Below are 25,243 nucleotides of genomic sequence, written 5' to 3'. Positions count from 1 at the left end.
TCGCATCCATCTTGCCCGCCACGTCTGAAGCGTGCACAACCGCCTTGACGTAAGGGGCAACTGCATGACCGAACCGGTAATTACCTCTCCCCGCTTCTGGGAGGATCTGCAGCTCGGCGAAGTGATCGAGCTTGGTCGCACCACCGTAACGCGGGACATGATCACGAGCTTTGCCCGTGAGTTCGACCCCTTCCCGTTTCACCTCGATGAAAGTGCAGCCCAAGCCTCGCTGCTTGGCGGCCTGGCCGCCAGCGGCTGGCAGACTGGCGCGCTGTGCCTGCGCATGCTGGGCGATAGCTTCCTTGCCACCACCAACTCCGCAGGAATCGCCAGCGTTCGGGATCTGAAGTGGAAAAATCCGGTCATGGTTGGTGACGATATCGGCGGCACCGCTACCATTGCGGAATTGACGAGTCTGCCGAGCCAACCCGAACTCGGCATCGTGGCTCTAAACTTTGATGTCGGCAATCAGAAGCGCCAGCCGGTGCTGCAGATGCGCCTGTCCCTGCGGATACCCACCCAAGCATCGGGAGTGTCCGTATGACCCGTTGGTTTGAAGACATCGTCATCGATGAAGTGTTCGATCTGGGTGCCCATGGCTTTGCGACCGAAGACATGGTCCGCTTCGCCAGCCTCTATGATCCCCAGCCCGTGCACACCAATCCAGAAATGGCTCAAGCAAGCTATCTAGGCGGGCTGGTTGCCAGCGGCTGGCACATCGCCAGCGTCGGTCACCGCAAGATGGTCGACGCGCTGTTTGCCGAGGAAGAACGCCTGCGCGCCCTTGGCCGTGAGCCTGGCGTGTCCGGCCCCTCCCCCGGTGTCAACAGCATGGATTTCCCCACGCCAGTCCGGCCCGACGATGTGGTGAGCTTTCAGCTTGTCGTCACCGGCAAGCGCCCCTCCAATTCCCTGCCGGGTTGGGGCTTGCTGTTCAACCGGCTGACCGGCACCAATCAGCACGGCGATCTTGTTTATAGCGCCGAATTGGTCGGCTTCTCGAAATTACGCGATTACCGGATGCCCTGGTGGCAAAAACTGTTGCAGGCACTCACCAACCTCCCGCTCATCGGCCCGCTCATCGCCCGACGCAGTTGAACAGCGCACGGAGGCGATTCACACTAACGCCATGCGCCGAATCACCCTTTCCTACGCCTTCATCGCCCTGCTGGTTCTGCCCGCTTCAGCGCAAAGCTTTGAGGGCAACTGGAGCTGCCGCGACGAGACCGGCGGCAAGGCGGGCATTCTGACCATCTATGGTGCGGTCTATGGCTTTGCTTCCACAGCCCTTGCGGATGCCGCTTCGGGAACCGGAAGCATCACCGGCTACCAGGATGGAGTGGGCTTCAACGACGGAGGCCTCAAGTCAGCGCGCGGCATTCAGGCCGGTCGGATCGTGCCCGACCCTACCCGTGGCACTGTGATCCAGCTCGAAACAAACGACGCTGTCGTCATGCTCTGCGCTCCCCGCTGAATTAACTGGGCGGCATCCTGCCGCACCGGGTTGAACTTTTCGCCGCATTTGCGCATTCTTGCTGTGCGGCGCCGGGCCCCTCTGGTCATAGTTCACTATGGCGATGTCGGAGCTGCTCCAATGTTCACATGGAGATGGTCCGGCGATGGAATCGCTTCTTGCCGCCCTTTCGGGCGATTTTTTGGGTACCCCCGTTTATTTTTGGGCCGCGTTTATCACGGTCGTTATCGCATTGCTGGTGTTTGACCTTGGCATTCTGCACAAGGACGAACACGAAATTTCGGCGCGCGAAAGCCTGACGCTTTATGGCTTTTACGTCGCCATTGCTCTGGCCTTTGGCGGCTGGGTCTGGTGGGCGCGCGGCGCCGAAGCCGGGCTGGAATTCTACACCGGCTATTTGATCGAGCAGAGCCTGGCGATGGACAACATGTTCGTCATCGCCACGATCTTTGGTTTCCTTGGCATCCCCCGCCTCTACCAGCACCGCGTGCTATTCTGGGGCATTCTGGGCGTGATCGCCTTCCGCGCCATTCTGATCGGCCTTGGCGCTGCTTTGGTGCACTCCTTTAGTTGGATTCTGTTCGGCTTCGGCGCCTTCCTGATCTTCACCGGCTTCCGGATGTTCAAGCATCAGGATGAAACGCCCGATATCGAGCACAACCCGATCTTCCGCTTCCTGCGCAAGCACTTCCGCATCACCGATCGCCTGCATGGCCGCGCCTTCACCGTGCGTGAGCCAGACCCCAAGACGGGTAAGGTGGTGATGTTCCTGACCCCGCTGGCGGTGGCGCTGATCATGGTGGAAGCCGTCGATCTGATCTTTGCGGTGGACTCCGTGCCGGCGGTCTTTGCCGTGACCCAGGACACCTTCATCGTCTACACCTCCAACATCTTCGCCATCCTTGGCCTGCGCGCGCTCTACTTCGCCCTGGCTGCCGCCATGAACCGGTTCCGCTACCTGCAAACGGCTCTTGCCATCGTGCTGGTGCTGGTGGGTATCAAGATCTTCCTCGTCCCCCTCGAGATCAAGATCGACACCCTGCTCTCGCTGGTCGTGACCGTTGGTATCCTGGCCGGTGGCGTGCTCTTCTCCTTGTGGAAGACCCGCAACGAGCCCGATATCAGCGCTGAAGAGGCCCCCAAAACCGGTCAGCTGGAGCCCTAACCGGCCCCGCGTGACGCCCCTTGGAGCACCCCTGCCTAGTCTTGCCGCAATTCCTTTCTAAGCAATGCGGGAATTGGAACAGGAGATCGGGCATGGGTGCCATCCACGAGATCGTCTTTGACTGCGAACAGCCAACCGAGCTCGCCCAGTTCTGGGTCAATCTGCTGGACGGCTATGCACTGCGCCAACAGGACGAGGCGGAACTTGCCCGCCTGGCCGCTTTGGGCCTGGCTCACGAAGCCGGCCAGATGGTGATGCTCGACGGCCCCGGACCCAGCATCTGCTTTCAAAACATCGACGGCCGCCGGCCCGACAACAACCGCGTTCACTTCGATATCGTCGCCTCAGATCGCCCTAGCGAAGTGGACAAGCTGACCCAGGCCGGCGCTGAGATTGTGCGCGTGCTACCCACTTGCACCATTCTGCGCGACCCCGAGGGCAACCAGTTCTGCCTCCTCGACAACCAGGAATCCATTGCCGCCTGAGGACTGCTGACAGGCTCTGTCATCCCTTTCTGGCAGGTTGCTCCCACAACCCTCAGGGAGAACCACGATGACACTTGTTGCAACCTGCCACTGCGGCTCCACCCGGATCGAGATGCTGCAAGCCCCCACCGAAGCCCATGAGTGCAATTGCACCTTGTGCAATCGCGTGGGCGCCGTCTGGGCCAGCTTTGCCCCTGAAGAGGTTCGCATCACCGCGACTAACGATCAGGTCTACTCGGCCAGCGAAGGGGTGAACCTGCATCATTTCTGCGCCACGTGCGGCAGCAACACGCACAGCGACTGCCCGGACTGGGGCTCACTCTACAACCTTGACGGCACGCTCAAGCCCGGCATGACCGACGCCATCCCTGCCAACCGGATCATCACCGTCAACTTGCGCATGATTCCCGACTTCGACCCGAGCTCCCTGCCCGTTTCCCAGGTGGATGGCCGCAATAACTGGTAGTCAGTGGCCGCTGAACGCCATCAGCGAATAAATCTCGACCTGCTCGTGACGCAGCTTTTCGGCGCCGCCAAGGTCGGGCAGGTCGATGGCAAAGGCCGCATGGTCGCAGATGGCACCCGTGCGCCGCAGCAGCCCCACAGCCGCCAAGGCCGTCCCACCGGTGGCGATCAAGTCGTCCACCAGCAGCACCTTGTGCACGTCGGTCAGCACGTCGGCGTGGATCTCGATCGTGTCGACGCCATATTCCAGCACATAGTTCTGGCCGATGGTCTGGCCCGGCAGCTTGCCGCGCTTTCGAATCGGCACGAAACCCACGCCGAGCGCGATCGCCACCCCTGCCCCGAATATAAAGCCGCGCGCCTCTATTCCCGCCACATGGGTAATGCCGAGGTCGCGATGGGCCGCAGCAATACGCTCGATGCTTTCTCTGAACCCTTCGGGGTGCTCGATCAGCGTTGTGATATCGCGGAACAGGATCCCCTTCTTGGGGTAGTCCGGAATGGTGCGAACCAGCGATTGCAGGTCAAGCGGCATGAAACACTCGCAATATTGGGAAGCTTAGCGCAGCCGGCGCCGAACGATTATCCGTGCCACCACTCCGGCCTGGTAGGCGGCACCTCGGGTAACGGTCACGGCTGCATCGCGCGCCTTGGGATTGTTGGCCACCGCCCGCATGCCCGCCCGCACCACGGGATGGCGGCTGGCGGCCACGGCTGCACTCACCACGGTAACAGCAATGCGGATCGCGGACATGACGGCTCCTCGGCGAAGATTCGAGACCCATAATGCGGTCTCGCGCGAGAATAACAAGGGGATAGGCCCGAACTGGGGCATGGCGTGAAAAAAGGGTCCCGTAGGACCCTTCAACTCAACGCAGTTCGGCGGCGAGCACTCAGTGCTCGACGCTCTTCCAGATGCGGTTCTTGGTGAACCACAGCAGGCCCGCGAACACGAACAGGAACAGCAGAACCACAAAGCCGGTCTGCTTGCGCGCCACAAGGCCAGGTTCGGCCAGCCACATCATGAACGCACTCACATCCTGCGAGTACTGCTCGACTGTCTGTGGAACAGTCTGGCCGTCTTCACCGGGTTCATAGGTGATCTGGTCGTCCGCCAGGGGCGGTGCCATGCCGATGGCGTGCCCTGGGAAGTACTCGTTGTAGTACTTGCCTTCCGGTAGCTCGAAGCCTTCAGGTGGTTCGACATAGCCGTTGAGCAGCGCGTGGATATAATCCGGGCCGCCTTCAGCGTAACCGGTAAAGTAGTTGAAGATCCAGGTGGGGAACGGATCGCTGACGCCACGTGCCTTGGCCAGCACGGAGAAGTCCGGCGGCACGGAGCCGCCATTGGCGTCGCGAGCTTCCTGATCGGAGGCAAAAGGCGCCGGCCAGCGGTCTGCTGGTACGGCCGGCCGAACGCCGCCCTCGGCTGCCGGATCGGCAACCTCATATTCGGCCGCCAGGGCCTTGACCTGTTCTTCCGAGAAGTGCGGGCCACCGGGCTCGGCCAGATTGCGGAAAGCAAGCAGATTGGCGCTGTGGCAGTTGGCACAAACTTCCCGGTACACCTGGAAGCCGCGCTGCAGCTGGTTCTGGTCATAGGTGCCGAAAATGCCGGCAAAGCTCCAGTCCTGCCGCTCGATATGCGGAGTGGCGTGGGTATCGGCTTCCTGGGCGACAGTCGGGACTGCGATCAGAGCGGCCGACACTGCTGCGGCGGAGATGAGTGTCTTGATATTGAACATTGACCTGATCCCAACCGTCACGGCAGTGCCTTGCCCAGTACGCTTTCCGAGATGCTGGTCGGCAAGGGCCGGGGCTTCTCGAACATCGGCAGGAAGGGCAGAACAACAAGGAAGTAGAAGAAGTAGTAGAACGTCGTGATCTTGGCGAGCACCACATAGATGCCTTCAGCCGGCGCCGCGCCCAGATAGGCCAGAGCCAGGAAGTTGATGATGAACAGCCAGTAGAACCACTTGAACAGCGGGCGGAAGGTGCCCGAGCGAACCGGCGACCGATCGAGCCACGGCACGAACAGCAGGATCACGATGGAGCCGGCAAAGAAGATGACGCCGCCAAGACGCGAGTCGATGAACAGGATGTTGAAGTCGATGGCGCGCAGGATCGCGTAGAAGGGCAGGAAGTACCATTCGGGAACGATATGCGCCGGCGTCACCTGGCTGTTGGCCATGACATAGTTGTCGGGGTGGCCAAGGATATCGGGAATGAAGAACACGAACCACGCGAAGGGAATGGCGAAGACCACGACCGCGAACAGGTCCTTCATCGTATAGTACGGATGGAAGGGCACGGTATCGCGGCTCGACTTCACGTCAACGCCGGTCGGGTTGTTGTTGCCGGGCACGTGCAGCGCCCAGATATGGAGCGCCACGAGTGCTGCGACCACGAATGGCAGCAGGTAATGCAAGGAGAAGAAGCGGTTCAGCGTCGGATTGTCGACAGCAAAGCCGCCACGCAGCAGCTCCAGGATCGGGTTACCGACAATCGGAATCGCCGCAAAGATATTGGTGATAACGGTAGCGGCCCAGAAGCTCATCTGGCCCCATGGCAGCACATAGCCCATGAAGGCCGTTGCCATCACCATGATGAAGATCAGCACGCCGATGATGTACAGGATCTCGCGCGGAGCCTTGTAGGACCCGAAATACAGGTTGCGGCCCATATGGATGTAGAGGGCGGCAAAGAACATCGAGGCGCCTACGGCGTGGGTGGCCTGGATGATGCGCCCGCCATTCACGTCACGGCGGATATGCTCAACCGAGTTGAATGCCATGGCGATGTTTGGGGTGTAGTGCATCGCCAGAATGATGCCGGTGACGATCTGCACCACCAGCATGATCGCCAGAATGGCCCCGAAGGTCCAGAAATAGTTGAGATTCTTGGGCGTCGGAAAGTCCATCAGGTGCTCTTTGGCAAACCTGACAACGGGCAACCGCTCGTCGAGCCACTTTTCTACACCGGTACCCGGCTGGTAAGTTGAATGTTCTGACATCGGCGAAGCCCCCACTAACCGATCTGGACCAGCGTATCGCTGACGAAATTATAAGGCGGCAGCACCAGGTTCTTTGGTGCGGGACCTTTGCGAATACGTCCGGCCGTATCGTAGTGCGAGCCATGGCACGGGCAGAACCAGCCATCGAAGTCGCCGGACTGACCCACCGGCACGCAACCGAGATGAGTGCAGTTCGCGATCATGATCAGCCACTGCTCGTGGCCTTCCTGGGTGCGCTGCTCGTCCGTCTCGGGATCCTTGAGGTCTGCCAGCGGCACAGCGCGGGCTTCCTCGATCTCGGCCGGAGTGCGATGACGCACAAACACCGGCAGGCCGCGCCACATGATGGTGACCGCCTGGCCTTCTTCGATGCCGGTAAGGTTGAATTCGATGCTGGCCAGCGCCAACGTAGACGCATCCGGGTTCAGCTGATTGATCAGCGGCCAGGCCACGGCAGCGGCGCCTACAGCCCCTACGGCCCCGGTTGCCACAAACAGGAAATCCCGTCGCGTGGATGAATGTTCAGCTTGCGTAGCCAAGGTCACGATCCCCGTACAATACACTTCGACGCGGCCGGCAAGCGCAGCCAGCTCCCACCTACGCAGAATCGGCCGCCGTCCGCCCTCAAGCGGCCCGTCAGGTGCGCTCTTTTTGCACTGTCCCCGGCGCTTGTCCAGAGCGCGCGGGAATGAACGAGGCTGGCTGCGACACTATACCCGGCGCCTTTCGCCAGCTATTGGACTATGCCTGCGCGCTCCCTTGCCACGATCAAGCTCATGCCGGTCGATCTCGCCCTTTATCAACCCGATATCGCCAACAACACCGGCACCCTGATCCGGCTCTGCGCCTGCGTGGGCACGACCATCCACATCATCCATCCCACCGGCTTCCCCTTTTCACCAAAGAACCTGGCCCGTGCGGGGCTCGACTATGTGGATCGCGCCAGCGTAGTGGAGCATACCGGGTTCAGCCAGTTCGATGCCTGGCGGCAATCGGCCGGGCGCCGCTTGGTGCTGCTTACGACCAAGGCCACGACTTCCGCCTATGCTGCGAGCTACCAAGAGAACGACATTCTGCTGATGGGCCGCGAAAGCGCTGGCGTACCTGATGCGGTCGCCGAAATCGCGGATCTCAAGATTCGCATTCCGATGCAGCCCGGTTTGCGCTCGATCAATGTCGCCGTCGCGGCAGCGCTTATTCTGGGGGAAGCCAAACGACAAACTGACGGGTGGACGAGCCTGCAATGACGGTACATATCCCAAGCATGAATATCCCAGACGATATCGAGACCAAGAAAACCCGCGCCACCACCTGGTTCCGGCAGCTGCGGGATCGCATTTGCGCCGAGTTCGAGGCCATCGAGCGTGAACATCAAGGCAGCCATGCCCATCTGACCGCCGGTCAGTTCGAGCGTTCGCCTTGGGATCGTGCGGCGGGCGGTGGCGGCGAAATGTCGATGCTTCATGGCCGGGTCTTTGAAAAGGCCGGCGTGCATATCTCGACCGTACACGGCAATTTCTCGGGCGACTTCGCCAAGCAGATCGCCGGCACCGAGGAAGGCGCGAGCTTTTGGAGTTCGGGCATTTCCCTCATCGTGCATCCCTGGAGCCCGCATGTGCCGGCCGTGCACATGAACACGCGCATGATCGTCACCGGCAAGCAGTGGTTCGGCGGCGGTGCTGACCTCACCCCGGTGCTCGACCGCCGGCGCACCCAGACCGATCCAGACAGCGTTGATTTCCACGCCGCCATGCGCGCCGCCTGCGAGAACCGCCCGGGCGTCGACTACGAGCGCTTCAAGCAATGGTGCGACGAGTACTTCTTCCTGCCCCACCGTAACGAGCATCGCGGCGTTGGCGGCATTTTCTATGACCACCACAATACCGGTGACTGGGAAGCCGACTTCGCCTTCACCCAGGCCGTGGGCGAGGCCTTCCTCGACATCTACCCCCGTCTGGTGCGCCGCAATTTCGAACAGGCCTGGACCGAAGCCGACCGCCATGAGCAGCTGGTGCGTCGCGGCCGCTATGTCGAGTTCAACCTGCTTTACGACCGCGGCACCACCTTCGGCCTCAAGACCGGCGGCAATGTGAATTCGATTCTGTCGTCCATGCCGCCCGAAGTGCGCTTCCCCTGACCCATCTGGACTGCTGCAGGCGCTCGGCTCCGCTCATACCTGGGCGGCTGCCAGCAGCGCCTGCCGGTCCAGCGCAAAATCGCTGGCCAGCCACAACGCTTCCAGTCGCCCCAGCTCCTGGCCCAATGCCGGGCCTGGCTTCATGCCCAGCTTAAGCAGATCGGCGCCACCAATGGGCAAGGGCGGCACGACGATTTCCTCGACCCGCCGCTGCAGCTCGACGGTTGCTTCGGCACTCCAGTCACCCGATGCCGCCGCGACGAGGACCCCTTCCCCGCACCCTGCCTCAAAGCGATAAAGCGCTTCACTCAACTGGCCTTGCAACAGCAGCCTTGCCGCCGCGCGCACCTCTACGGCTTCGCGGACGGTTTCATTGGCCAATCGCCAGCTGTGCTGCAGCTGTTCTGGATTGTTCTCTCCCAACAGCAGCGCCAGCCGCCCACTCACCGCCACCCCACCGAGTTCTTCATACCGCTCCAGCGCCGCCAGGGTCGGCGCCTCTAGGTCGAGCAACCCGATACCGGCCATCACCCGCAAGGTCGCCGCGATCTGCGGCAAGGCCAGCATCCGCAGCATTTCTCCGCCCACCCTCTCGGCGGAAAGATGATCGAGCGCACCAACCGCCGCGGCACAGGCCGCAAGGGCTGCGGCATCTAGGCTCTGCCCGGCAAACCGCGCCGAAAATCGGAAGAACCGATAAACCCGCAAGCCGTCTTCGGCGATTCGCCGTGCCGGATCGCCAATGAACCGCACCCTGCGATTGAGCGCATCGTCCAACCCGCCTAAAGGATCGAACAGCGTGCCGTCGGCACAGGCATAAAGCGCATTAAGGGTGAAATCGCGCCGGGCCGCATCCTCGGCCCAGTCAGTCCCGAACGCCACCACCGCATGGCGGCCATCGGTTTCCACATCGCGCCGCAAGGTCGTGACCTCGACCAGCGTTTCCCCCAGCCGCAACGTCACCGTGCCATGCGCAATGCCCGTCGGGTAAGCCGCGATCCCGGCCTCTTGCGCGCGCTGCATCACGGCCTCGGGCAACAATTGCGTAGCCATGTCGATATCGACATCGCTGCGCCCAAGGATGGTGTCGCGCACGACGCCGCCCACAGCCCGCGTCCGTCCCTCCGCGCCATCGAGTACCGCAAAGATTGCCTGGGTTTCGGCGCGCTGCCGCCATTCGGCATCGCGCAAGCGCTGCTGCGCTTCGGCTGCCCCCGTCATGGCCCTGCCCCCATCACCACGTCGCGAAAGCGCCGCGTCAGATTGGCGGTGATGCCCCAGATCCGGTGCCCGTCATGGTCGATCTGCCAGGTGCGGTGCACCGTTCCACCCCGCTCCACCTTGACCTCGCCATAGCTTTGCGGATCGAGCACCCGGCTCAGCGGCACCTCGAAGACCGAATGCACTTCCCCCGGATTAGGCACGAACGGGCCGCTCGGCTCCACCAGCGCCACCACAGGGGTAATGAGGTAGTTGGTACCGGTAAAATAAGTGGGCATGAAACCCAGCACCTGCGCATCGCTGCGCACCATCCCCACTTCCTCATAAGCCTCGCGCAGCGCCGCCGCGGCGACATCCTCGTCTTCGGGGTCAACCTTGCCGCCGGGAAACGCCACCTGCCCCGAATGCGAGCGCAAATCGGGCGAGCGCTCGGTGTAAAGCACCGTATGTCCCTCCGGCCGCTTGATCAGCGCGATCAAAACCGCCGCCGGTACGGGCGCCCGGTCGAACGGCCGTGTTGGCGCCCAGTCGGGCACCAACAGGTGGCGTTCGGGCAAAGCTGGGGGCTGCGCCAGCAGCCGTGCTGCCAGCCCATCAAGGTCTAGTTCTGCAATCAAGCGTCACCGGCGCGAACAATCATCGCCCCTATCTATGACACAGCGCCGTCCCCTGCACGCCCCTTCTGCAAGCAGCGTGCGGGTAGCCTTCAGGCCCCGAAGGCGCCGATCACGCCGCTCAGCGACTTGGCCAGCGCCGGATCTTCGGCCAGCAGCAGCACGCGGTTGGGGTCGACCGGCCCGGGGAACTGGATGGCACCAGGCACGGTCGGGACCCACCCCAGCGGGCAATAATAATCCTGGTCACCCACCAGCAGCACGAATTTGCCCTCGTTGCGGGCCAGCGCGCGCTTGCTGACTTCCAGCGCCAGCAGCTTGCCGGCGCCGCGCTTGCGGAAATTGGGGTGCGTTGCCAGCGGGCCCAGCAGATAGCCATTGCTGCCGCCCACGCTGATCGGGGTCATCCACACCGAACCGCACGGCACGCCATCGACCTCGGCAACAAGGCTCAGCCTCTTGTCGATCGGAAAGCGCTCGCGGATGCGAAAGGCCGTGCGCGCAAACCGGCCTGGGCCAAAGGCAATGGCCTGCAACTCATCGATGAACGCGTCATCGGCAGGAGTTGCTGGGCGAACGGAAAGCACACCGGCATGAGGAGCAGCCGAAACGGCTGTGGACGCGGCAATGGTCATGGCAAAATCCAACATGGAAGCAGCAGGCAGAAACCCGGCGCCACAAAAAGCGCGCCGCTCAAAAACCCTCTAGGGTCGTCGTGTTGCCAGCAAAACCTTTACCATCCTGGGCGCCTCCACGCCTGAAATCCGCATTAGCACCACCATGGCCCTGCGTAAACAAAAAGGTCGTACCGGGTGCCGGCAAAAACAAGAGCGAGCGGTCCGTGTTTCTTTTGCACAACGATTTGTTGCCGATTTGGCTGCTTATCCGGGCGGGCATTCTCCCCTATTTCCCCGTTCAATCCTGCAACAACCCGACGCTTGCGGGACTTTACCTCGCATGCGCAACAAACTCGTGAAAGAGCCTCATCATGGGACAGCTGATCGACGGAAAATGGTCCGACCAATGGTATGATACCAAGAAGACCGGCGGAAAGTTCGAGCGCTCCCAATCGGGCTTTCGCAACTGGATCACCGCCGATGGCAGCCCCGGCCCCTCTGGCGAAGGCGGCTTCAAGGCCGAAGCGGGCCGCTACCACCTTTATGTGTCCCTCGCCTGCCCCTGGGCGCATCGCACCTTAATCTTCCGGCGCCTCAAGGAGCTCGATGATCTGATCTCGGTTTCGGTCGTTTCCCCCAAAATGCCCGACGAGACCGGCTGGACCTTCCGCACGGATGAAGGCTCCACTGGCGACGCCCTCTTTGGCAAGGACATGCTCTGGCAGGTCTATACCGAGGCCGACCCGCATTATACCGGCCGCGTCACCGTGCCGGTGCTCTGGGACAAGCAGCGCGGCACCATCGTGTCCAATGAAAGTGCCGAGATCATCCGCATGTTCAACTCGGCCTTCAACGAGCTGACCGGCAACACCGAGGACTTCTATCCCGCCGAGCTGCGCGAGCGCATCGATGAGCTCAACCCACGCATCTATGACGACATCAACAACGGGGTCTACAAGGCCGGCTTTGCCACGACCCAGGCCGCCTATGACGAAGCCGTGGTCAAGCTCTTTTCAGCCCTCGACTGGGTGGAGGACCTGCTCGGCCAGACCGCTTACCTCACCGGCGAGAACATCACCGAAGCCGATTGGCGTCTCTTTACCACGCTGGTGCGGTTCGACGCGGTATATGTCGGCCACTTCAAGTGCAACCGCCGCCGCATTGCCGATTATCCCAACCTCTCGCATTATCTCAAGGCGCTCTACGAGGTGCCCGGCGTCAAGGAAACGGTCGACCTCGACCATATTCGCACCCACTACTACTGGAGCCACGTCACCATTAATCCGACGCGGATCATTCCCATCGGCCCCGAACTGCCCTTTCTGAGCTAAGGCTCAGTAGCCCCAGGTCTCGCGGCGTGGCGCCCCGTCGAACACTTCGTCGACGCGCTGCGAGGTCGCGGGGGTAACCTTTTCGGGCAGTTGCGTGCGATCGAACCAGCCCACCTCGGCGATCTCGTAGTTAGGCTTGAACTCGAACGCCTGCTCGAACTCGCGCCCAACGAAGAATGCCACATGGTCCCGGTTCGTCACTGGGCCCGTATTGTGGTAAAGCCCGAACAGCTCGAGCCGACCCGTGCTGCGATACCCGGTTTCCTCGACCAGTTCGCGCTGCGCGGCCAGTTCGGCGGTTTCCCCTGGCTTCACCCCACCGCCGGGAAACTGCCAGCCCGGCACATAGGTGTGCCGAATCAACAGCACCTTGTTCCCGTCCACCAGCATCACCCGCGCCCCGATGGTCATGCGGTGCGTCAGCCCCATGACGTTGAGGAACACCTTGGCTCGAATGCGCTGAAACCGATTCATCTGCATGGCTTCACTCCGTTCACTTAGGCCTAGCAGAGTGTTGCCGACCACAAAATCGTGCCTTGAGTGAGTTCGTCATTTTCTTGCGGCAGTGCTTCTGGCATTACAGCGACAATGATCACCCTCGCCCACATTTCCGACATTCACCTGTCCCCCATGCCTCAGGTTGCCGTCCGCGACCTGGTCGGCAAACGGCTCACGGGCTACCTCAACTGGAAGCTGCGCCGCCATGGCGAGCTCAACAGCGGCACGCTGGCCAGCCTTGTTGCCCATCTCCAGGGCCAAAATGCCGATTTCACCGCAGTCACGGGGGACCTCACCAATCTGGCGCTGAAATCCGAAATCACCCGGGCTGGCGAATGGCTGCAAGCCTTGGGCAGCCCGGAAAAGATCTGTGTTTGCCCGGGCAATCACGACGCCTATGTTCCGGGCGCCCTCGAAGCCGCCGAGGAAATCTGGGGCGACTACATGAAGGGCGAGACCGTCGATGACGCGATCTATCCCTTTGTGCGCCGCCAGGGTGAACTGGCCGTGGTGTCCTGCTCCAGCGCCGTGCCGACCCGCCCCTTCGTGGCTCTCGGCCGCTTTGATGAAAAGCAGGCCAGCCGCCTCGCGCGCATTCTCAAGGTTCTGGGCGAAGGCGGCTATTACCGCGCCGTGCTGATCCATCACCCCCCCTGCCAGGAACTGCAGCACCCCTCCTTCGGGCTCAAGGGCCATCGCCTCTTCCGTCAGGTCATCGCCGAATGCGGGGCCGAGCTGATCCTGCACGGTCACACCCATCGCTCCTCCATCCACACCATCCCCGGTGTTGGCCGCGAAGTGCCCGTTGTCGGCGTTGCCGCCGCCAGCGCCGCCCAGGGTGGCACGCTCGATGATCCGGCACGTTACAACCTCTTCCGCATCGAAAAGAACGGGGATACCTGGTCCTGCACCATGCGCGAATTTGGCTTCCAGCGCTTGGGCAACGACATCGTCATGCGCCTGCAGATGCGGCTGTACTAAGCGCCTCTCCCGCATCGGGCAGAAATCAACTATATCAGGGCAAAGCCGGCGACCACGCCGGCACGGAGATGCGATAGGCCGTGCAGTCCCAATTCCTTATCGAGCGCCCGATCTTTGATGCCGCCAATGCCACCGCCCGCTTCAGCTATGGGCTGGATGGCCGCCACTTCATTGAAGTGCTGGAATTCCCCGCCATCACCGACCCGGCGGCACTCACCTTGCCAGCCTTCCTCAAGCTGCTCGACCTGACCGCGATCGTCCTCGGCGTCAGCTATTTCAAGCTCAAGGCCCCGCTCGAAATCTGCGCGCCCAACATCGCGCTGACCCAGAGCGAAACCGCTTTCGTCCTCGATGTCTACGAGAACGGGCTGGGCGAGTTCTACGCGCGCAACAACCTGTCGCGCTTCGGCAAGCTCGTGGTCTCAACGCCCCATGACGTGACCACATCAGCGGACCGCAAGCTTGAACTACCCAACCGCGCCCTTCTGCCCATCGGGGGCGGCAAGGATTCGCTGGTCAGCGTCGAACTCCTGTCCGCCGCCGCCATCCCCTTCACGCCCTTTGCCGTCAACCCCAAGGGCCCCATCCTGACCTCGGTCGACAAGATCGGCGTACCCCCGATCTATGTCCGGCGCATCCTCGACAAGGAAATGATCCGGCTGGGCAAGGAGCCAGGCTTTTACAATGGCCACGTCCCCTCGACTGCCATCAATTCCATGATCGCCTCGCTCTGCGCGCTGCTCTTTGGCTTCAACCGCATCGTCCTGTCCAACGAGCGCTCTGCCAGCGAGGGCAATGTGGTCTTCGATGGCCGCGAGGCCAATCACCAATATTCCAAGTCGCTCGGCTTCGAGCGCACCATCGCCACCATCCTCGCCGAAGCCACCGGTGGCGCACTCGAATATTTCTCGCTTCTGCGCCCCTATTCGGAAGCGCGCATCGCCGCGCTCTTTGCCCGCGAAACCCGCTATGACCGAGTCTTTTCCAGCTGCAACCAGAACTTCAAGCTGGCCGGCCATGATGGCCCGCTCTGGTGCGGCCACTGCCCCAAATGCCACTTCGTCTTCCTGATCTTCGCCCCGGTCATGGACAAGGCGCGCCTGCTGTCCATCTTTGGCCAGAACCTGCTCGACAATGGCGAAAACGAAGCCTCCTTCCGCGAACTGACCGGCCTTGCCGGCCAAAAGCCATGGGAATGCGTCGGCGAGATTCTGGAAGCTGCCGCCTGCCTTTACGCGTTGGCCCAGCGCCCCGAATGGTCAGGCGACACCATTGTCGCGCGCCTCAAGCCCGATCTCGAAGCCCAGTATGGCGCTCCGGCCCTGGCTGCTGCCCTCGACGACCTGATGGCCGACAGTCCCGATCACCTGATCCCCGCCCCGGTTCTTGCCGCAGTGTCCCCCCATGCCGTTTGATGCTCCCGTGCTGCTCTACGGTGCTGGCCGCGAAGCGCTCTCTACCCGCGCCTTTCTCGCCGCCCGTCACCCCGACCTGCCCGTTTTCGTGACCACCGATAGCGGCACCGCCGATCTGCCCGGCACCACCTTTATTGCCCCGGCGGAACTGCCCGCCGCCTTTGCCGAAGGCCGCTTCGGCCTCATCGTTAAAAGCCCCGGCGTCTCGCTCTACAAGCCCGTCTTCGAGCTCGCCCGGCAAGCGGGCATCCCCGTTACCTCCAATCTCAACCTCTGGGCGCAGACCTACCGCACCGGCCGCCAGGTGATCGCCATCACCGGCACCAAGGGCAAGTCCACCACAACCACCCTCACCCATCTGATGCTGACCCGTTCGGGCGTCGATGCCGGCCTTGCCGGCAATGTCGGCCTCGCCCCGCTCGAGATCGCTGATCGCCACCAAACGGTGATCTTCGAGCTTTCGAGCTACCAGACCGCCGACATGGGTTTTGCGCCCGATATCGCCGCGCTCACCAATCTTTATCCCGAACATGTGGATTGGCACGGCTCGGTCGAGCGCTACTATTCCGACAAGCTCCATCTGCTCGCCCAGCCCGGTGACATCCGCATCGCTCTCGGCCGGCCGGCGCAAACCAACTCCCGCGTCCTCGCCGCCTTGCGCAACCCCGCCCAGCTACTGCCCGCCCTTGCTGCCGATACTGTCGCCGCCATCACCGCCGCGGCCTCCACCTCCCGCCTCAAGGGCGCACACAATCTCGACAATGCCAAGCTTGCAGCCCAGATCACCCTCGCTGCCGGCGGCACTCAGGACGGTATCATCGCCGGCATTGCCGCCTTCCAGCCCTTGCCCCATCGGCTCGAGGAACATCGCATCGGCGACCTCGTCTTTGTCGACGACTCCATCTCCACCACGCCCGAAGCCACCAAGGCGGCGCTCGCCGCCTATCGTGGGGACCGGATCGCCCTGATCGCTGGCGGCCATGAGCGCGAGCAGGACTACGGTGAACTCGCCAGCCTCCTCGCCGGTGCGGGCGTGACGACCCTCGCTTGCCTGCCCGTCACCGGCGCCCGCCTGGCCGAGGCCACCCGCCACGCCGCGCCCCAGATCACCGTGTTGACCCCACCCGATCTCGACAGCGCCATGCGCGCCCTCGTCGAACACAGGGCGCAGTTCGACGCCGTGCTCCTCTCGCCCGGCGCGCCGTCCTATAATCAGTTCAAGAATTTCGAGGAACGCGGCCGCCGCTTCATCGAGCTGGCGCAGGCGCTGTTCAGCCCGGCCTGATCCCCAGCCGCTAGCGCTCCAGGTCTTGGCTTGCCTGCGCCGCCTCGTGCGGGCCCTTCACATGGCGCAGCACATTGTGCGACCAGGCCCGCAGCAGCGCCAGCACGATCACGGCGAGCACCGCAACCCCCGCCGCCATCGGATAATAGCCCAGCGCACAGGCAATGCCCACGGCACCCGCCAGCCACATGCCGGCGCCGGTGGTCAGCCCCTGCACATTCCGGCCACTGCGAAAAATCGCCCCGGCGCCCAGGAAAGCGATGCCGGCCGTCACCGCCTCGATGACACGGATGGGATCAGCCCGCGAGACATTGCCGCCTGCACCGCCCCCAACATCGATCGTGTGATAAATCTCAAAAGTCAGGATAGTGAACAGCGCCGCCGCCACCGCAACAAGAATATGGGTGCGCAGCCCCGCTTCGGCGGTGTTGACCTGCCGCTCAAAGCCGATCATCCCGCCCAGCACCGCGGCCATCAGCAGCCGGATCGCGATGATGTGGGTGGGCAGATAGGTATGCACCCAGCCCCATTCATTGCCCACATCCATCGCGTACTCCTTGGCAAGACAAGTCCGGCCGCCGGTGCTGCGATCAAGCGGTCTCCGCCACCCGGATCTGCAGCTTCACATCGTCTGGCCGCGCTTCCACTGCCCGGTCGAACGCCTTGATCGCGTCCTCGAAGGCAAAGGTCTCGGAAATCAGCGGTTTGAGATCCACCCGCCCCGAAGCAAACAGCGCAATCGCGCGGTCATACTGGTGGGCATAGCGGAACACGTTTTCGATGCGCACTTCCTTGGTGGAAGCGGCGGCGATGTCGACCTTGACCGGCTCCACCGGCAAGCCCACCACCACGATCGTGCCCGCTGGCCGCGGCAGGTCCATGATGGTTTCCCACGCCTTGGGCGAGCCCGAGCATTCGAAGACCACATCGGCGCCCCAGCCATCGGTCAGCCGCTTCACCTCTTCGACAAGGTTTTGTTTGCGGATATTGACCGGAATGACGCCCTGGTACTTGGCGGCAATATCGAGCTTGGGCTGGGCCAGATCGGCAACGATCACCCGCGCACAACCGCCAGCGAGAGCGGCAATCGCCACCATGGTCCCGATTGGCCCGGCGCCCAGCACCACAGCCGTATCGCCCGGCTTGATCCCGGCCTTGGTCGCCGCCTGCATGCCCACGGCAAATGGCTCGACCATCGCCCCTTCGGCAAAGCTCACATTGTCGGGCAGCTTGAAGGTGTAATTGGCGGGATGCACGACTTTCGAGGTCAAAACCCCATGCACCGGCGGCGTCGCCCAGAACGTCACCGCGGGATCGACATTGTAGAGCCCCAGCCGCGACGCCCGCGAATTGGGATCAGGGATGCCGGGCTCCATGCAGACGCGGTCGCCGACCTTGAGATGGGTGACCCCCTCCCCCACCTCGATGACAGTGCCCGCCGCCTCATGGCCCAGCACCATGGGATCGTTGACCACGAACGGCCCGATCTTGCCATGGGTGTAGTAATGCACGTCCGAGCCGCACACCCCCACCGTGTGGATCGCGATCTTGACCATGCCCGGCCCGACCTCGAGTGGCAGCTCGATCTCGCGCAGCTTGAGCTCGTGCTGCCGCTCCAGCACCAGTGCCCGCACTTTTGTCATTGCTCTTCCCTATTCAAGACGCTTGCTGTCGTCTTGCCTAGCGCGTCGCCTCCCGCTGTGCAATCAGCCAGACGGCCATCAGCTGACGCTGGCGAGCACCGCGGCCAACCGCTTTTCACGCTGCAGCAATCCCGCGCGTCCTGGGCCCGCCGACGACCACAAGTCCTGCAGCTTGCCCTCGTCAAACAGCTTGAACAGGCATGGGGTAATATAGGACTTGCGGCAGATCGCGGGCGTGTTCTTGAGCACTTCGGAGACTTCGCGCGCCACCTGCGCCATCTGCCGTTTACGCGCCGATGCCGATTTGCCCGCGTCGAGCTTGGCCAGCGATTCCGCCGCCAGGGAACTGGCCCGCAGGGTGCGGAAATCCTTGGCGGAAATCTCGATCCCCGTGACCTCGCGCATATAGGCATTGAGTGCGCTGGTCTTGATCGGCTTGATCACGCCCTCGGCATTGCGGAACACCAGCAGCCGCTTGCCCGGTATGGTCTTGATCCGCGCTATGGCCTGGGCCAGCCCGGCATCGGTAAAGCCATATTCGGCCCGCTTGCCGCCCTTGGCATCAAAGGCGATCACCACATCATCGCCCGACACCCGCACATCGCGCGAAAATAGCGTTCCCGCGCCGCGCGTGCCATTGGCCTCGAGATATTTCTCGCGCCCCACCCGCATGGCGGTGCGATCGATCAGCGCCACGCCGATGGCGAGCGCCAGCTCCCGGCTCCCGGTCGGTGCCTGCAGATCCTGCTGCACCTGCTTGCGCAGGCGTGGCAACACGGCCGTCATCAGCGACAGCCGCTTGACCTTCTTGCCCTCGCGCCGCAATTCCCAATCGTCATGGTAGACATATTGCTCGCGTCCGGCCTCATCCTTGCCCAGCGCCTGGATATGCCCGTTGGGCTTGGCCGAAATGCGCACATCCTGCCAGGCCGGGGGAATCCCCAACGCCTGCACGCGCGCCTTGATAGCCGGATCGGCAACAAGGGCCCCAGTGCTATCGAAAAAGCAAAAGCCCTTGCCGCGACGCTGGCGGATAATAGTGAGATCGCTTCTGGCGACCTTAACGAGCCGAACCATGTTGGTCTCAGGTTGGGTTAGGCTGCGCTCCGGCAAAGACCATGTAGACGATGGCAAACAGCACGATCACGGCCACCAACGACATGATCAGCACGCGCAGGTTCATCTTGCGGGGGCTGGCCTGCGTAGTCTCGGTCGTGTTCTTGTGCGGATCGTAGGTTTCCATAAAGCTCTCCCAGAGTGTGCATTGGCAACGTGTGCCATGCCGTCGCGGTTCCCCCTTGCAACCGCACGAGGGCTTGACCGCTGAGCCGCCCCGGCCGACCCTCACACCCAATTGCTTTCGGAAGGCCCCATGACCAGCTCGTCTCAACTCGCCCGCATGATCCTCGTTGGCCAGGGCAAGGCCCCTGCCGATCTGGTTATCAAAAATGTCCAGCTGCTCGATGTGATCACCGGCGCCGTCACGCCCACCGATATCGCCATCGTGGACGACCGGATCGTGGGCACGCTGGCCCAGTATGATGGACTGCAGACCATTGATGGCGCTGGCCGCTTTGCCGTGCCCGGCTTCATCGACACCCATCTGCACATCGAATCCTCGCTGGTCACCCCCTTCGAGTTCGACCGCTGCGTGCTGCCCCATGGCGTCACCACCGTCCTCTGCGATCCCCACGAGATCGCCAATGTCCTGGGCGCCGAGGGCATCCGCTATTTCCTCGATTGTGCCGAGCGCACGATCATGGACATCCGCGTCAACCTCTCCTCCTGCGTGCCCGCCACCGGCTTTGAAACCAATGGCGCTACGCTCGAGATCGAAGATCTCGCCCCCTTCCGCGACCACCCCAAAGTCGTGGGGCTCGCCGAAATGATGAACTTTCCGGGCGTGCTGGCCGGGGACCCTGGCCTGCTCGCCAAGCTCGCCGCCTTCCAGGGCGGCCATATCGATGGCCATGCGCCCTTGCTGCTGGGCATGGGGCTCAACGGCTATCTCGCCGCCGCCATCCGCACCGACCACGAAGCGACTTCCGCCGCCGAAGCGCGCGAAAAGCTCGCCAAGGGCATGGCCATCCTGATCCGCGAAGGCTCGGTGTCCAAGGACCTCGAAGCCCTAGCCGAAATCCTCGATGCCGACACTTCGAGTTTTGTTGCCCTCTGCACGGATGATCGCAACCCGCTCGATATCGCCGAGGAAGGCCATCTCGACAGCTCCATCCGCCGCCTCATCGCCCGCGGCTGCCCGCTCCATCACGTCTATCGCGCCGCCTCCCATTCGGCCGCCCGCATCTTCAACCTGCGCGATCGCGGCCTGCTCGCCTCGGGCTGGCGCGCCGATATCGCGCTCCTTGATAACCTCGAGGAGTGTCGCGTTTCCGATGTGATCGCCGGCGGCCGCCTGGTCACACCAGACCGCTTTGCCGGCCGCAGCGCCACCGATCCAGTGGGCCTCAACTCGGTCAAGCTCCAGCCGGTAACGCCCGCCACCTTCGACACCCCAGCGAATCCGGCGCGCAATCAGACGCCGGTAATCGGGGTCAAGCCGGGCCTCATCCTCACTTTCCGCGAAACCGCGACTCTCGCCTCCACCGACGAAGGGCTCCAGCCCGATCTCGCAGCCGATGTGATTAAGGTCGCCGTGGTCGAGCGCCACGGGCGCAACGGCAATATCGGCCGTGGCTTTGTGACCGGCTTCGGCCTCAAGCGCGGCGCCATCGCCTCTTCCGTCGGCCATGACAGCCACAACATCACCGTAGTCGGCACCAACAACGAAGACATGGCGCTGGCCGTCAACCGCCTGATCGAGCTGCGCGGCGGCTTTGCCGTGGCCGATAACGGCGCGATCACCGCCGAACTGGCGCTGCCCATTGCCGGCCTCATGAGCCTTGAGCCCTTCGAAACCGTTGCGGCTACGCTCCATGAGCTGCGCGATGCGGCCCGTGCCATTGGCTGCGTCCTGCCCGAGCCGTTCCTCCAGGTCTCATTCCTCGCCCTCCCCGTCATCCCCCATCTCAAGATGACCGACCGCGGCCTCTTTGACGTCGACGCCTTTGATTTCGTGGACTGACGATGAGCCTCAGCAGCCTCTTTCTGGCCTATGTCGAGGACCTGCCGCCCCGCCGCAATGGCGTGAGGACACACCGCAACATCCCGGTCACCATGCCCGACGGCGTGGTGCTGATGACCGACCATTTCGCGCCGCGCGCCACCGGTGAATTCCCGACCATCCTGATGCGCCTGCCCTATGGCCGGCGCGGCTTTGGCACCATCGCCCAAGTCTATGCCGAGCGCGGCTTTCATGTCGTGCTGCAGGCCTGCCGCGGCACCGAGAAATCGGGCGGCGAATTCGATCCCCTCACCAATGAGCGCGCCGATGGCCTCGCCACCCTCGACTGGCTCAAGGCCCAGCCCTGGTTCGATGGCCGGCTCGGCCTGTCCGGGCCCAGCTATCTCGGTTATGCACAATGGGCGATCTGCGATGCGCTCCCGCCCATCTCGGCCATGGCCACCAAGGTCACGACAGCCGATTTCCGGCCCGTCGTTTTCCCCTCAGGCGCCTTTCACCTCGGGCTTTGGCTCTCCTGGCTGCAGGTGATCGAGGGCCTGCGCCAACGCCCGCTCCACACCGCCACCCGCATGTTTTCCGGCCGCATCGAGCGCACCACCGCCCAAGCCGGCATGACCCTCCCGCTCGTTGAGGCCGACCGCGCCGCCTCAGGCCATTCCGTGCCGTTCTGGCGCCACTGGTTCGAGCATTCCGTGGGCAATGACCGGTTCTGGGACGCCATCGATCACCGCCACCGCCTGACCGCCACCACGCCCCCCGTGCACTTCATTTCGGGCTGGTACGACTTCATGCTCGACCCGCTCTTGGCCGATTACGCGCGCCTCGTCGAGCTCGGCCATCGCCCTTACCTCACGGTCGGCACCTGGTTCCACATCGCCGAGGAACTGCAGCGCGACAATCTGCGCGAAACCATCTTTTGGATGCGCGCCCACCTCGAAGGCGACAGCTCCGGCCTGCGCACCAAGCCCGTCCGCATCTACATTTCGGGCCTCGACCAATGGCGCGAGTTCGAGCACTACCCGCCCGGCCCGCCCGATCTGGAGCAATGGTTCTTGGGCAGCGACGCGGCGCTCACACCCACCGCACCTACCTCCGCCGGCGTTGATCGCTACCGCTACGATCCCGCCGACCCCACCCCTAATCTGGGCGGCGCCATCTTCGCCTTCACCGGCGCCGGTGCCGTCGACAACGCGCTCCTCGAGGCCCGCAGCGATGTTCTGGTGTATTCCTCGGCGCCGCTCACCGAAACGCTGACGGTGATCGGCCAAACGGGCGTGACCCTCCACGCCCGCGCCACGCTCCCGCATGCCGATTTCTTTGTGCGTTTATGCGATGTGTCGCCCGAGGGCCGGTCGATCAATATCTGCGACGGGCTTTATCGCGTCACGCCCGCGACGCCCCGAGAGCCGGATGGCTCCTGGCGGCTGGAGTTCCCGCTCCACGCCACCGCCCATGCCTTCCGGCCCGGCCATCGCCTGCGTCTCCTGATCGCCTCAGGCGCCCATCCGCGCTATGCCCGTAATCTCGGCACCGATGAGCCCATCGGCACCGCCACCACCATGCTCGCCAACACGATCGAGATCTTGCACGGTCCGGGGCAGGCGACCGCAATCACCCTGCCCCGCTACCGGCTCTAGGCTTAGGCCCGGGCGCGCTCGCGCGCCTTGACCTGCAGGCGCCGCGCATGCAGCACCGGCTCGGTGTACCCGCTCGGCTGGTCGGCACCATGCAGCGCCAGGTCGAGCGCCGCCTGGAAAGCCACGGACTGCAGATTGGGCGACATCGGCCGGTACAGCGGATCGCCCGCATTCTGCTCGTCCACCACGGCAGCCATGCGCTCAAAGATCGAGGTTACTTCGTCCCGGCTCACCAAACCATGGCGCAACCAATTGGCGATGTGCTGGCTCGAAATCCGGCAGGTCGCGCGGTCTTCCATCAGCCCCACATTGTTGATGTCGGGCACTTTGGAACAGCCAACGCCCTGCTGCACCCAGCGCACCACATAGCCCAGGATCCCCTGCGCATTGTTCTCGGTCTCGCGGGTAATTTCTTCGCGACTGAGCGAATAAGGCGCCTGCACCGGCATGGAGAACAGCTCCGCCAGCGCCGGCGTCGCTTCGTTGTGCCGCCGGCGCTGCGCCTCGAACACATCAACCTGGTGGTAATGCAGCGCATGCAGCGTCGCCGCTGTCGGCGATGGCACCCAGGCGGTATTGGCGCCTGATTGCGGATGCCCGATCTTGGCCGCCATCATCGCCGCCATGTCGTCGGGCCGCGCCCACATGCCCTTGCCGATCTGCGCCCGGCCCGACAGCCCGCAGGCCAGCCCGATCAGCACATTGCGGTCCTCATAGGACGCGATCCAGCGCTCGAGCTTGATCTCGTCCTTGCGCAGCACCGGGCCTGCTTCCATCGAGGTATGGATCTCGTCGCCCGTGCGGTCGAGGAACCCGGTATTGATGAAAAACAGCCGGTCGCGCGCCGCATGGATCGCCGCCTTGAGATTGGCGGAGGTGCGGCGCTCCTCGTCCATGATGCCGATCTTGACCGTTAGGGGTGCCAGCCCCAGCATCTTTTCGACCGAAGCAAAGATCGCGCAGGCAAAGGCCACTTCCTCGGGCCCGTGCATTTTGGGCTTGACGATATAGATCGCACCCGTCGTGCTGTTGCCGCCCTTGTCATGCATGGCGCAGAGCACGGTCACCGCCGCATCCAGCAGCCCTTCGCCGATCGGCTTGCCATCAGCGGTCTTTACCGCATCACTGGTCATCAGGTGCCCGACATTGCGCACCAGCAGCAACGAGCGCCCCTTGAGCACCAGCTCCCCGCCGGAACGCGAGGTGTAAACCCGATCGTCCTTGAGGCGGCGGGTCACCTGCTTGCCGCCCTTTTCGAACGTGTCTTCCAGCGTGCCCTGCATCAGGCCGAGCCAGTTGCGATACACCCCGATCTTGTCCTCGGCGTCGACAGCCGCGACGGAATCCTCGCAGTCCTGGATCGTGGTCAGCGCCGCTTCCACCACCACATCGGCCAGCCCCGCCGCGTGCTCGGCGCCGATGGCGCTCGCCTTGTCGATGACGAGGATCACATGCAGCCCATTATGGCGCAAAACGATCTCGGCGCTGGCGCCCTCGCCGCGATAGCCGACAAAGGCCTCGGGATCGCGCAAGGTGGTCGGGCCCGCCGCGGTGTCGATCACGAGAGTGGCGGTGCCACCCTGCTCGGCCACCACATAGGCCGTCACGTCGGCATGGCTGCCGCGGCTGAGGGGCAGTGCCTCGTCAAGGAACGCGGCGGCGCGCGCCACCACGGCCTGGCCGCGCGCGGCGTTGTAGCCCTTGCCCGGCGCCAGCTCGCCATCGCGCGCAATGACGTCGGTGCCATAAAGCGCATCGTACAGGCTGCCCCAGCGGGCATTGGCGGCGTTGAGTGCATAACGAGCATTGGAAACCGGCACCACCAGCTGCGGCCCGCAGAGGCTGGTGATCTCCGGGTCGAGCCCCGTGGTCTCGATGGTGAAATCCTCGGGCTCGGCCACAAGATAGCCGATATCCCTGAGGAAAAATTCGTAACCCTGCGGGTTGTTGGCAACTGGACCATAGCGGCGGTGCCAGTCATCGACCTTGCCCTGCAGCTCATCGCGGCGCGCCAGGAACTGGGCGTTGACCGGCGCATGCTGCGCCACCACTTCGGCAAAACCGCTCCAGAACTGATCGGGGGAAACCGGCAGGCCCGGCAGGACCTCCCGCTCGACAAAGTCCACTAGTCCCGCGTCGACGGACAGTCCGGACTTGGTCAAATATTGGCTCATGCTTAC

The 25,243-nt window shown here is 63.3% G+C and carries 28 protein-coding genes; 14 read left to right on the top strand and 14 right to left on the bottom strand.

The window, feature by feature from the left end; all coding sequences use genetic code 11:
* Positions 1–64: 64 nt before the first annotated feature.
* From AC3YMN_RS02975 to AC3YMN_RS02950, 6 genes are all read left to right on the top strand, one after another.
* Positions 65–544 (top strand): MaoC/PaaZ C-terminal domain-containing protein, encoded by a 480-nt coding sequence (locus tag AC3YMN_RS02975; protein WP_489888874.1) that lies wholly within the window; start codon positions 65–67, stop codon positions 542–544.
* Entirely contained in the window at positions 541–1,098 is a 558-nt protein-coding gene (locus tag AC3YMN_RS02970; protein ID WP_489888873.1) for a MaoC/PaaZ C-terminal domain-containing protein, read from the top strand. The genes AC3YMN_RS02975 and AC3YMN_RS02970 overlap by 4 nt, the downstream gene beginning before the upstream one ends.
* A gap of 31 nt (positions 1,099–1,129) precedes the next feature.
* A complete protein-coding gene (locus AC3YMN_RS02965) occupies positions 1,130–1,474 on the top strand; it encodes a hypothetical protein (protein WP_489888872.1) in 345 nt (114 codons plus the stop codon).
* Positions 1,475–1,619: 145 nt separating this feature from the next.
* Positions 1,620–2,639, top strand: coding sequence for a TerC family protein (locus tag AC3YMN_RS02960; RefSeq protein ID WP_127753731.1), 1,020 nt, complete (start codon positions 1,620–1,622; stop codon positions 2,637–2,639).
* A gap of 92 nt (positions 2,640–2,731) precedes the next feature.
* Positions 2,732–3,124, top strand: a complete 393-nt coding sequence (locus tag AC3YMN_RS02955; RefSeq protein ID WP_489888871.1) for a VOC family protein — start codon at positions 2,732–2,734, stop codon at positions 3,122–3,124.
* A 67-nt stretch (positions 3,125–3,191) separates the two neighbouring features.
* Positions 3,192–3,590 carry a GFA family protein gene (locus AC3YMN_RS02950; RefSeq protein ID WP_489888870.1) on the top strand — a complete coding sequence of 133 codons (399 nt, stop codon included), beginning with the start codon at positions 3,192–3,194 and terminating at the stop codon, positions 3,588–3,590.
* Here AC3YMN_RS02950 and AC3YMN_RS02945 read toward each other — a convergent pair whose 3' ends face one another.
* The 5 genes from AC3YMN_RS02945 to petA form a co-directional block, all read right to left on the bottom strand.
* Positions 3,591–4,124 carry an adenine phosphoribosyltransferase gene (locus tag AC3YMN_RS02945; protein WP_172123832.1) on the bottom strand — a complete coding sequence of 178 codons (534 nt, stop codon included), beginning with the start codon at positions 4,122–4,124 and terminating at the stop codon, positions 3,591–3,593.
* 24 nt (positions 4,125–4,148) lie between these two features.
* On the bottom strand, positions 4,149–4,343 hold the full coding sequence (locus AC3YMN_RS02940; RefSeq protein WP_489888869.1) for a hypothetical protein: 195 nt from the start codon (positions 4,341–4,343) through the stop codon (positions 4,149–4,151).
* 139 nt (positions 4,344–4,482) lie between these two features.
* Positions 4,483–5,334, bottom strand: a complete 852-nt coding sequence (locus AC3YMN_RS02935; RefSeq protein ID WP_489888868.1) for a cytochrome c1 — start codon at positions 5,332–5,334, stop codon at positions 4,483–4,485.
* Positions 5,335–5,351: 17 nt separating this feature from the next.
* Positions 5,352–6,602, bottom strand: coding sequence for a cytochrome b (locus AC3YMN_RS02930; protein ID WP_127753737.1), 1,251 nt, complete (start codon positions 6,600–6,602; stop codon positions 5,352–5,354).
* Between the two features lie 14 nt (positions 6,603–6,616).
* On the bottom strand, positions 6,617–7,147 hold the full coding sequence (gene petA / locus AC3YMN_RS02925) for a ubiquinol-cytochrome c reductase iron-sulfur subunit (RefSeq protein WP_489888867.1): 531 nt from the start codon (positions 7,145–7,147) through the stop codon (positions 6,617–6,619).
* Between the two features lie 198 nt (positions 7,148–7,345).
* Here petA and AC3YMN_RS02920 point away from each other — a divergent pair, with 198 nt between their 5' ends.
* Together AC3YMN_RS02920 and hemF are read left to right on the top strand one after the other, a co-directional pair.
* Positions 7,346–7,849 carry a tRNA (cytidine(34)-2'-O)-methyltransferase gene (locus AC3YMN_RS02920; protein ID WP_248305104.1) on the top strand — a complete coding sequence of 168 codons (504 nt, stop codon included), beginning with the start codon at positions 7,346–7,348 and terminating at the stop codon, positions 7,847–7,849.
* Positions 7,846–8,739, top strand: coding sequence for an oxygen-dependent coproporphyrinogen oxidase (gene hemF / locus AC3YMN_RS02915; protein WP_489888866.1), 894 nt, complete (start codon positions 7,846–7,848; stop codon positions 8,737–8,739). The genes AC3YMN_RS02920 and hemF overlap by 4 nt, the downstream gene beginning before the upstream one ends.
* Before the next feature lie 33 nt (positions 8,740–8,772).
* Here the strand turns inward: hemF and AC3YMN_RS02910 are convergent, their stop codons facing one another.
* The 3 genes from AC3YMN_RS02910 to AC3YMN_RS02900 form a co-directional block, all read right to left on the bottom strand.
* Positions 8,773–9,960, bottom strand: a complete 1,188-nt coding sequence (locus tag AC3YMN_RS02910) for a CCA tRNA nucleotidyltransferase (RefSeq protein WP_489888865.1) — start codon at positions 9,958–9,960, stop codon at positions 8,773–8,775.
* A complete protein-coding gene (locus tag AC3YMN_RS02905; RefSeq protein ID WP_489888864.1) occupies positions 9,957–10,577 on the bottom strand; it encodes a CoA pyrophosphatase in 621 nt (206 codons plus the stop codon). The genes AC3YMN_RS02910 and AC3YMN_RS02905 overlap by 4 nt, the downstream gene beginning before the upstream one ends.
* Before the next feature lie 89 nt (positions 10,578–10,666).
* Positions 10,667–11,209 carry a GNAT family N-acetyltransferase gene (locus AC3YMN_RS02900; RefSeq protein ID WP_489888863.1) on the bottom strand — a complete coding sequence of 181 codons (543 nt, stop codon included), beginning with the start codon at positions 11,207–11,209 and terminating at the stop codon, positions 10,667–10,669.
* A gap of 353 nt (positions 11,210–11,562) precedes the next feature.
* Between AC3YMN_RS02900 and AC3YMN_RS02895 the strand changes: the two genes are divergently transcribed.
* Complete coding sequence (locus AC3YMN_RS02895; RefSeq protein ID WP_489888862.1) at positions 11,563–12,522, top strand: glutathione S-transferase family protein; 960 nt, start codon at positions 11,563–11,565, stop codon at positions 12,520–12,522.
* Between the two features lie 3 nt (positions 12,523–12,525).
* Here AC3YMN_RS02895 and AC3YMN_RS02890 read toward each other — a convergent pair whose 3' ends face one another.
* Positions 12,526–13,002: an NUDIX domain-containing protein gene (locus AC3YMN_RS02890; RefSeq protein WP_489888861.1), complete on the bottom strand. Its 477-nt coding sequence runs from the start codon at positions 13,000–13,002 to the stop codon at positions 12,526–12,528.
* Between the two features lie 108 nt (positions 13,003–13,110).
* Between AC3YMN_RS02890 and AC3YMN_RS02885 the strand changes: the two genes are divergently transcribed.
* From AC3YMN_RS02885 to murD, 3 genes are all read left to right on the top strand, one after another.
* Entirely contained in the window at positions 13,111–14,001 is an 891-nt protein-coding gene (locus tag AC3YMN_RS02885) for a metallophosphoesterase family protein (RefSeq protein ID WP_489888860.1), read from the top strand.
* A gap of 80 nt (positions 14,002–14,081) precedes the next feature.
* On the top strand, positions 14,082–15,416 hold the full coding sequence (locus AC3YMN_RS02880; protein ID WP_489888859.1) for a MurL-like N-terminal domain-containing: 1,335 nt from the start codon (positions 14,082–14,084) through the stop codon (positions 15,414–15,416).
* Positions 15,406–16,701, top strand: a complete 1,296-nt coding sequence (gene murD, locus AC3YMN_RS02875) for a UDP-N-acetylmuramoyl-L-alanine--D-glutamate ligase (RefSeq protein WP_489888858.1) — start codon at positions 15,406–15,408, stop codon at positions 16,699–16,701. Before AC3YMN_RS02880 ends, murD begins: the two co-directional genes overlap by 11 nt.
* Positions 16,702–16,711: 10 nt before the next feature.
* On the opposite strand, the gene AC3YMN_RS02870 is transcribed toward murD, so the two are convergent.
* The 4 genes from AC3YMN_RS02870 to AC3YMN_RS02855 form a co-directional block, all read right to left on the bottom strand.
* Positions 16,712–17,248, bottom strand: coding sequence for an MgtC/SapB family protein (locus AC3YMN_RS02870; protein WP_489888857.1), 537 nt, complete (start codon positions 17,246–17,248; stop codon positions 16,712–16,714).
* A 43-nt stretch (positions 17,249–17,291) separates the two neighbouring features.
* Positions 17,292–18,344: an NAD(P)-dependent alcohol dehydrogenase gene (locus AC3YMN_RS02865; protein WP_489888856.1), complete on the bottom strand. Its 1,053-nt coding sequence runs from the start codon at positions 18,342–18,344 to the stop codon at positions 17,292–17,294.
* A gap of 78 nt (positions 18,345–18,422) precedes the next feature.
* Complete coding sequence (locus tag AC3YMN_RS02860; RefSeq protein WP_489888855.1) at positions 18,423–19,421, bottom strand: DNA topoisomerase IB; 999 nt, start codon at positions 19,419–19,421, stop codon at positions 18,423–18,425.
* Between the two features lie 7 nt (positions 19,422–19,428).
* Positions 19,429–19,587, bottom strand: coding sequence for a hypothetical protein (locus tag AC3YMN_RS02855; RefSeq protein ID WP_164854851.1), 159 nt, complete (start codon positions 19,585–19,587; stop codon positions 19,429–19,431).
* A gap of 129 nt (positions 19,588–19,716) precedes the next feature.
* Here AC3YMN_RS02855 and ade point away from each other — a divergent pair, with 129 nt between their 5' ends.
* On the top strand, positions 19,717–21,426 hold the full coding sequence (ade, locus tag AC3YMN_RS02850; RefSeq protein ID WP_489888854.1) for an adenine deaminase: 1,710 nt from the start codon (positions 19,717–19,719) through the stop codon (positions 21,424–21,426).
* 2 nt (positions 21,427–21,428) lie between these two features.
* Positions 21,429–23,063: a CocE/NonD family hydrolase gene (locus AC3YMN_RS02845; protein ID WP_489888853.1), complete on the top strand. Its 1,635-nt coding sequence runs from the start codon at positions 21,429–21,431 to the stop codon at positions 23,061–23,063.
* A 2-nt stretch (positions 23,064–23,065) separates the two neighbouring features.
* Here the strand turns inward: AC3YMN_RS02845 and AC3YMN_RS02840 are convergent, their stop codons facing one another.
* Complete coding sequence (locus AC3YMN_RS02840; protein ID WP_489888852.1) at positions 23,066–25,237, bottom strand: malate synthase G; 2,172 nt, start codon at positions 25,235–25,237, stop codon at positions 23,066–23,068.
* Between the last annotated feature and the right edge of the window lie 6 nt (positions 25,238–25,243).

Source organism: Devosia sp. Z11_6, from assembly GCF_058133665.1.
The sequence above is the reverse complement of the archived record's forward strand: the minus strand, read 5'-3'. Positions and strand labels throughout refer to the sequence as shown.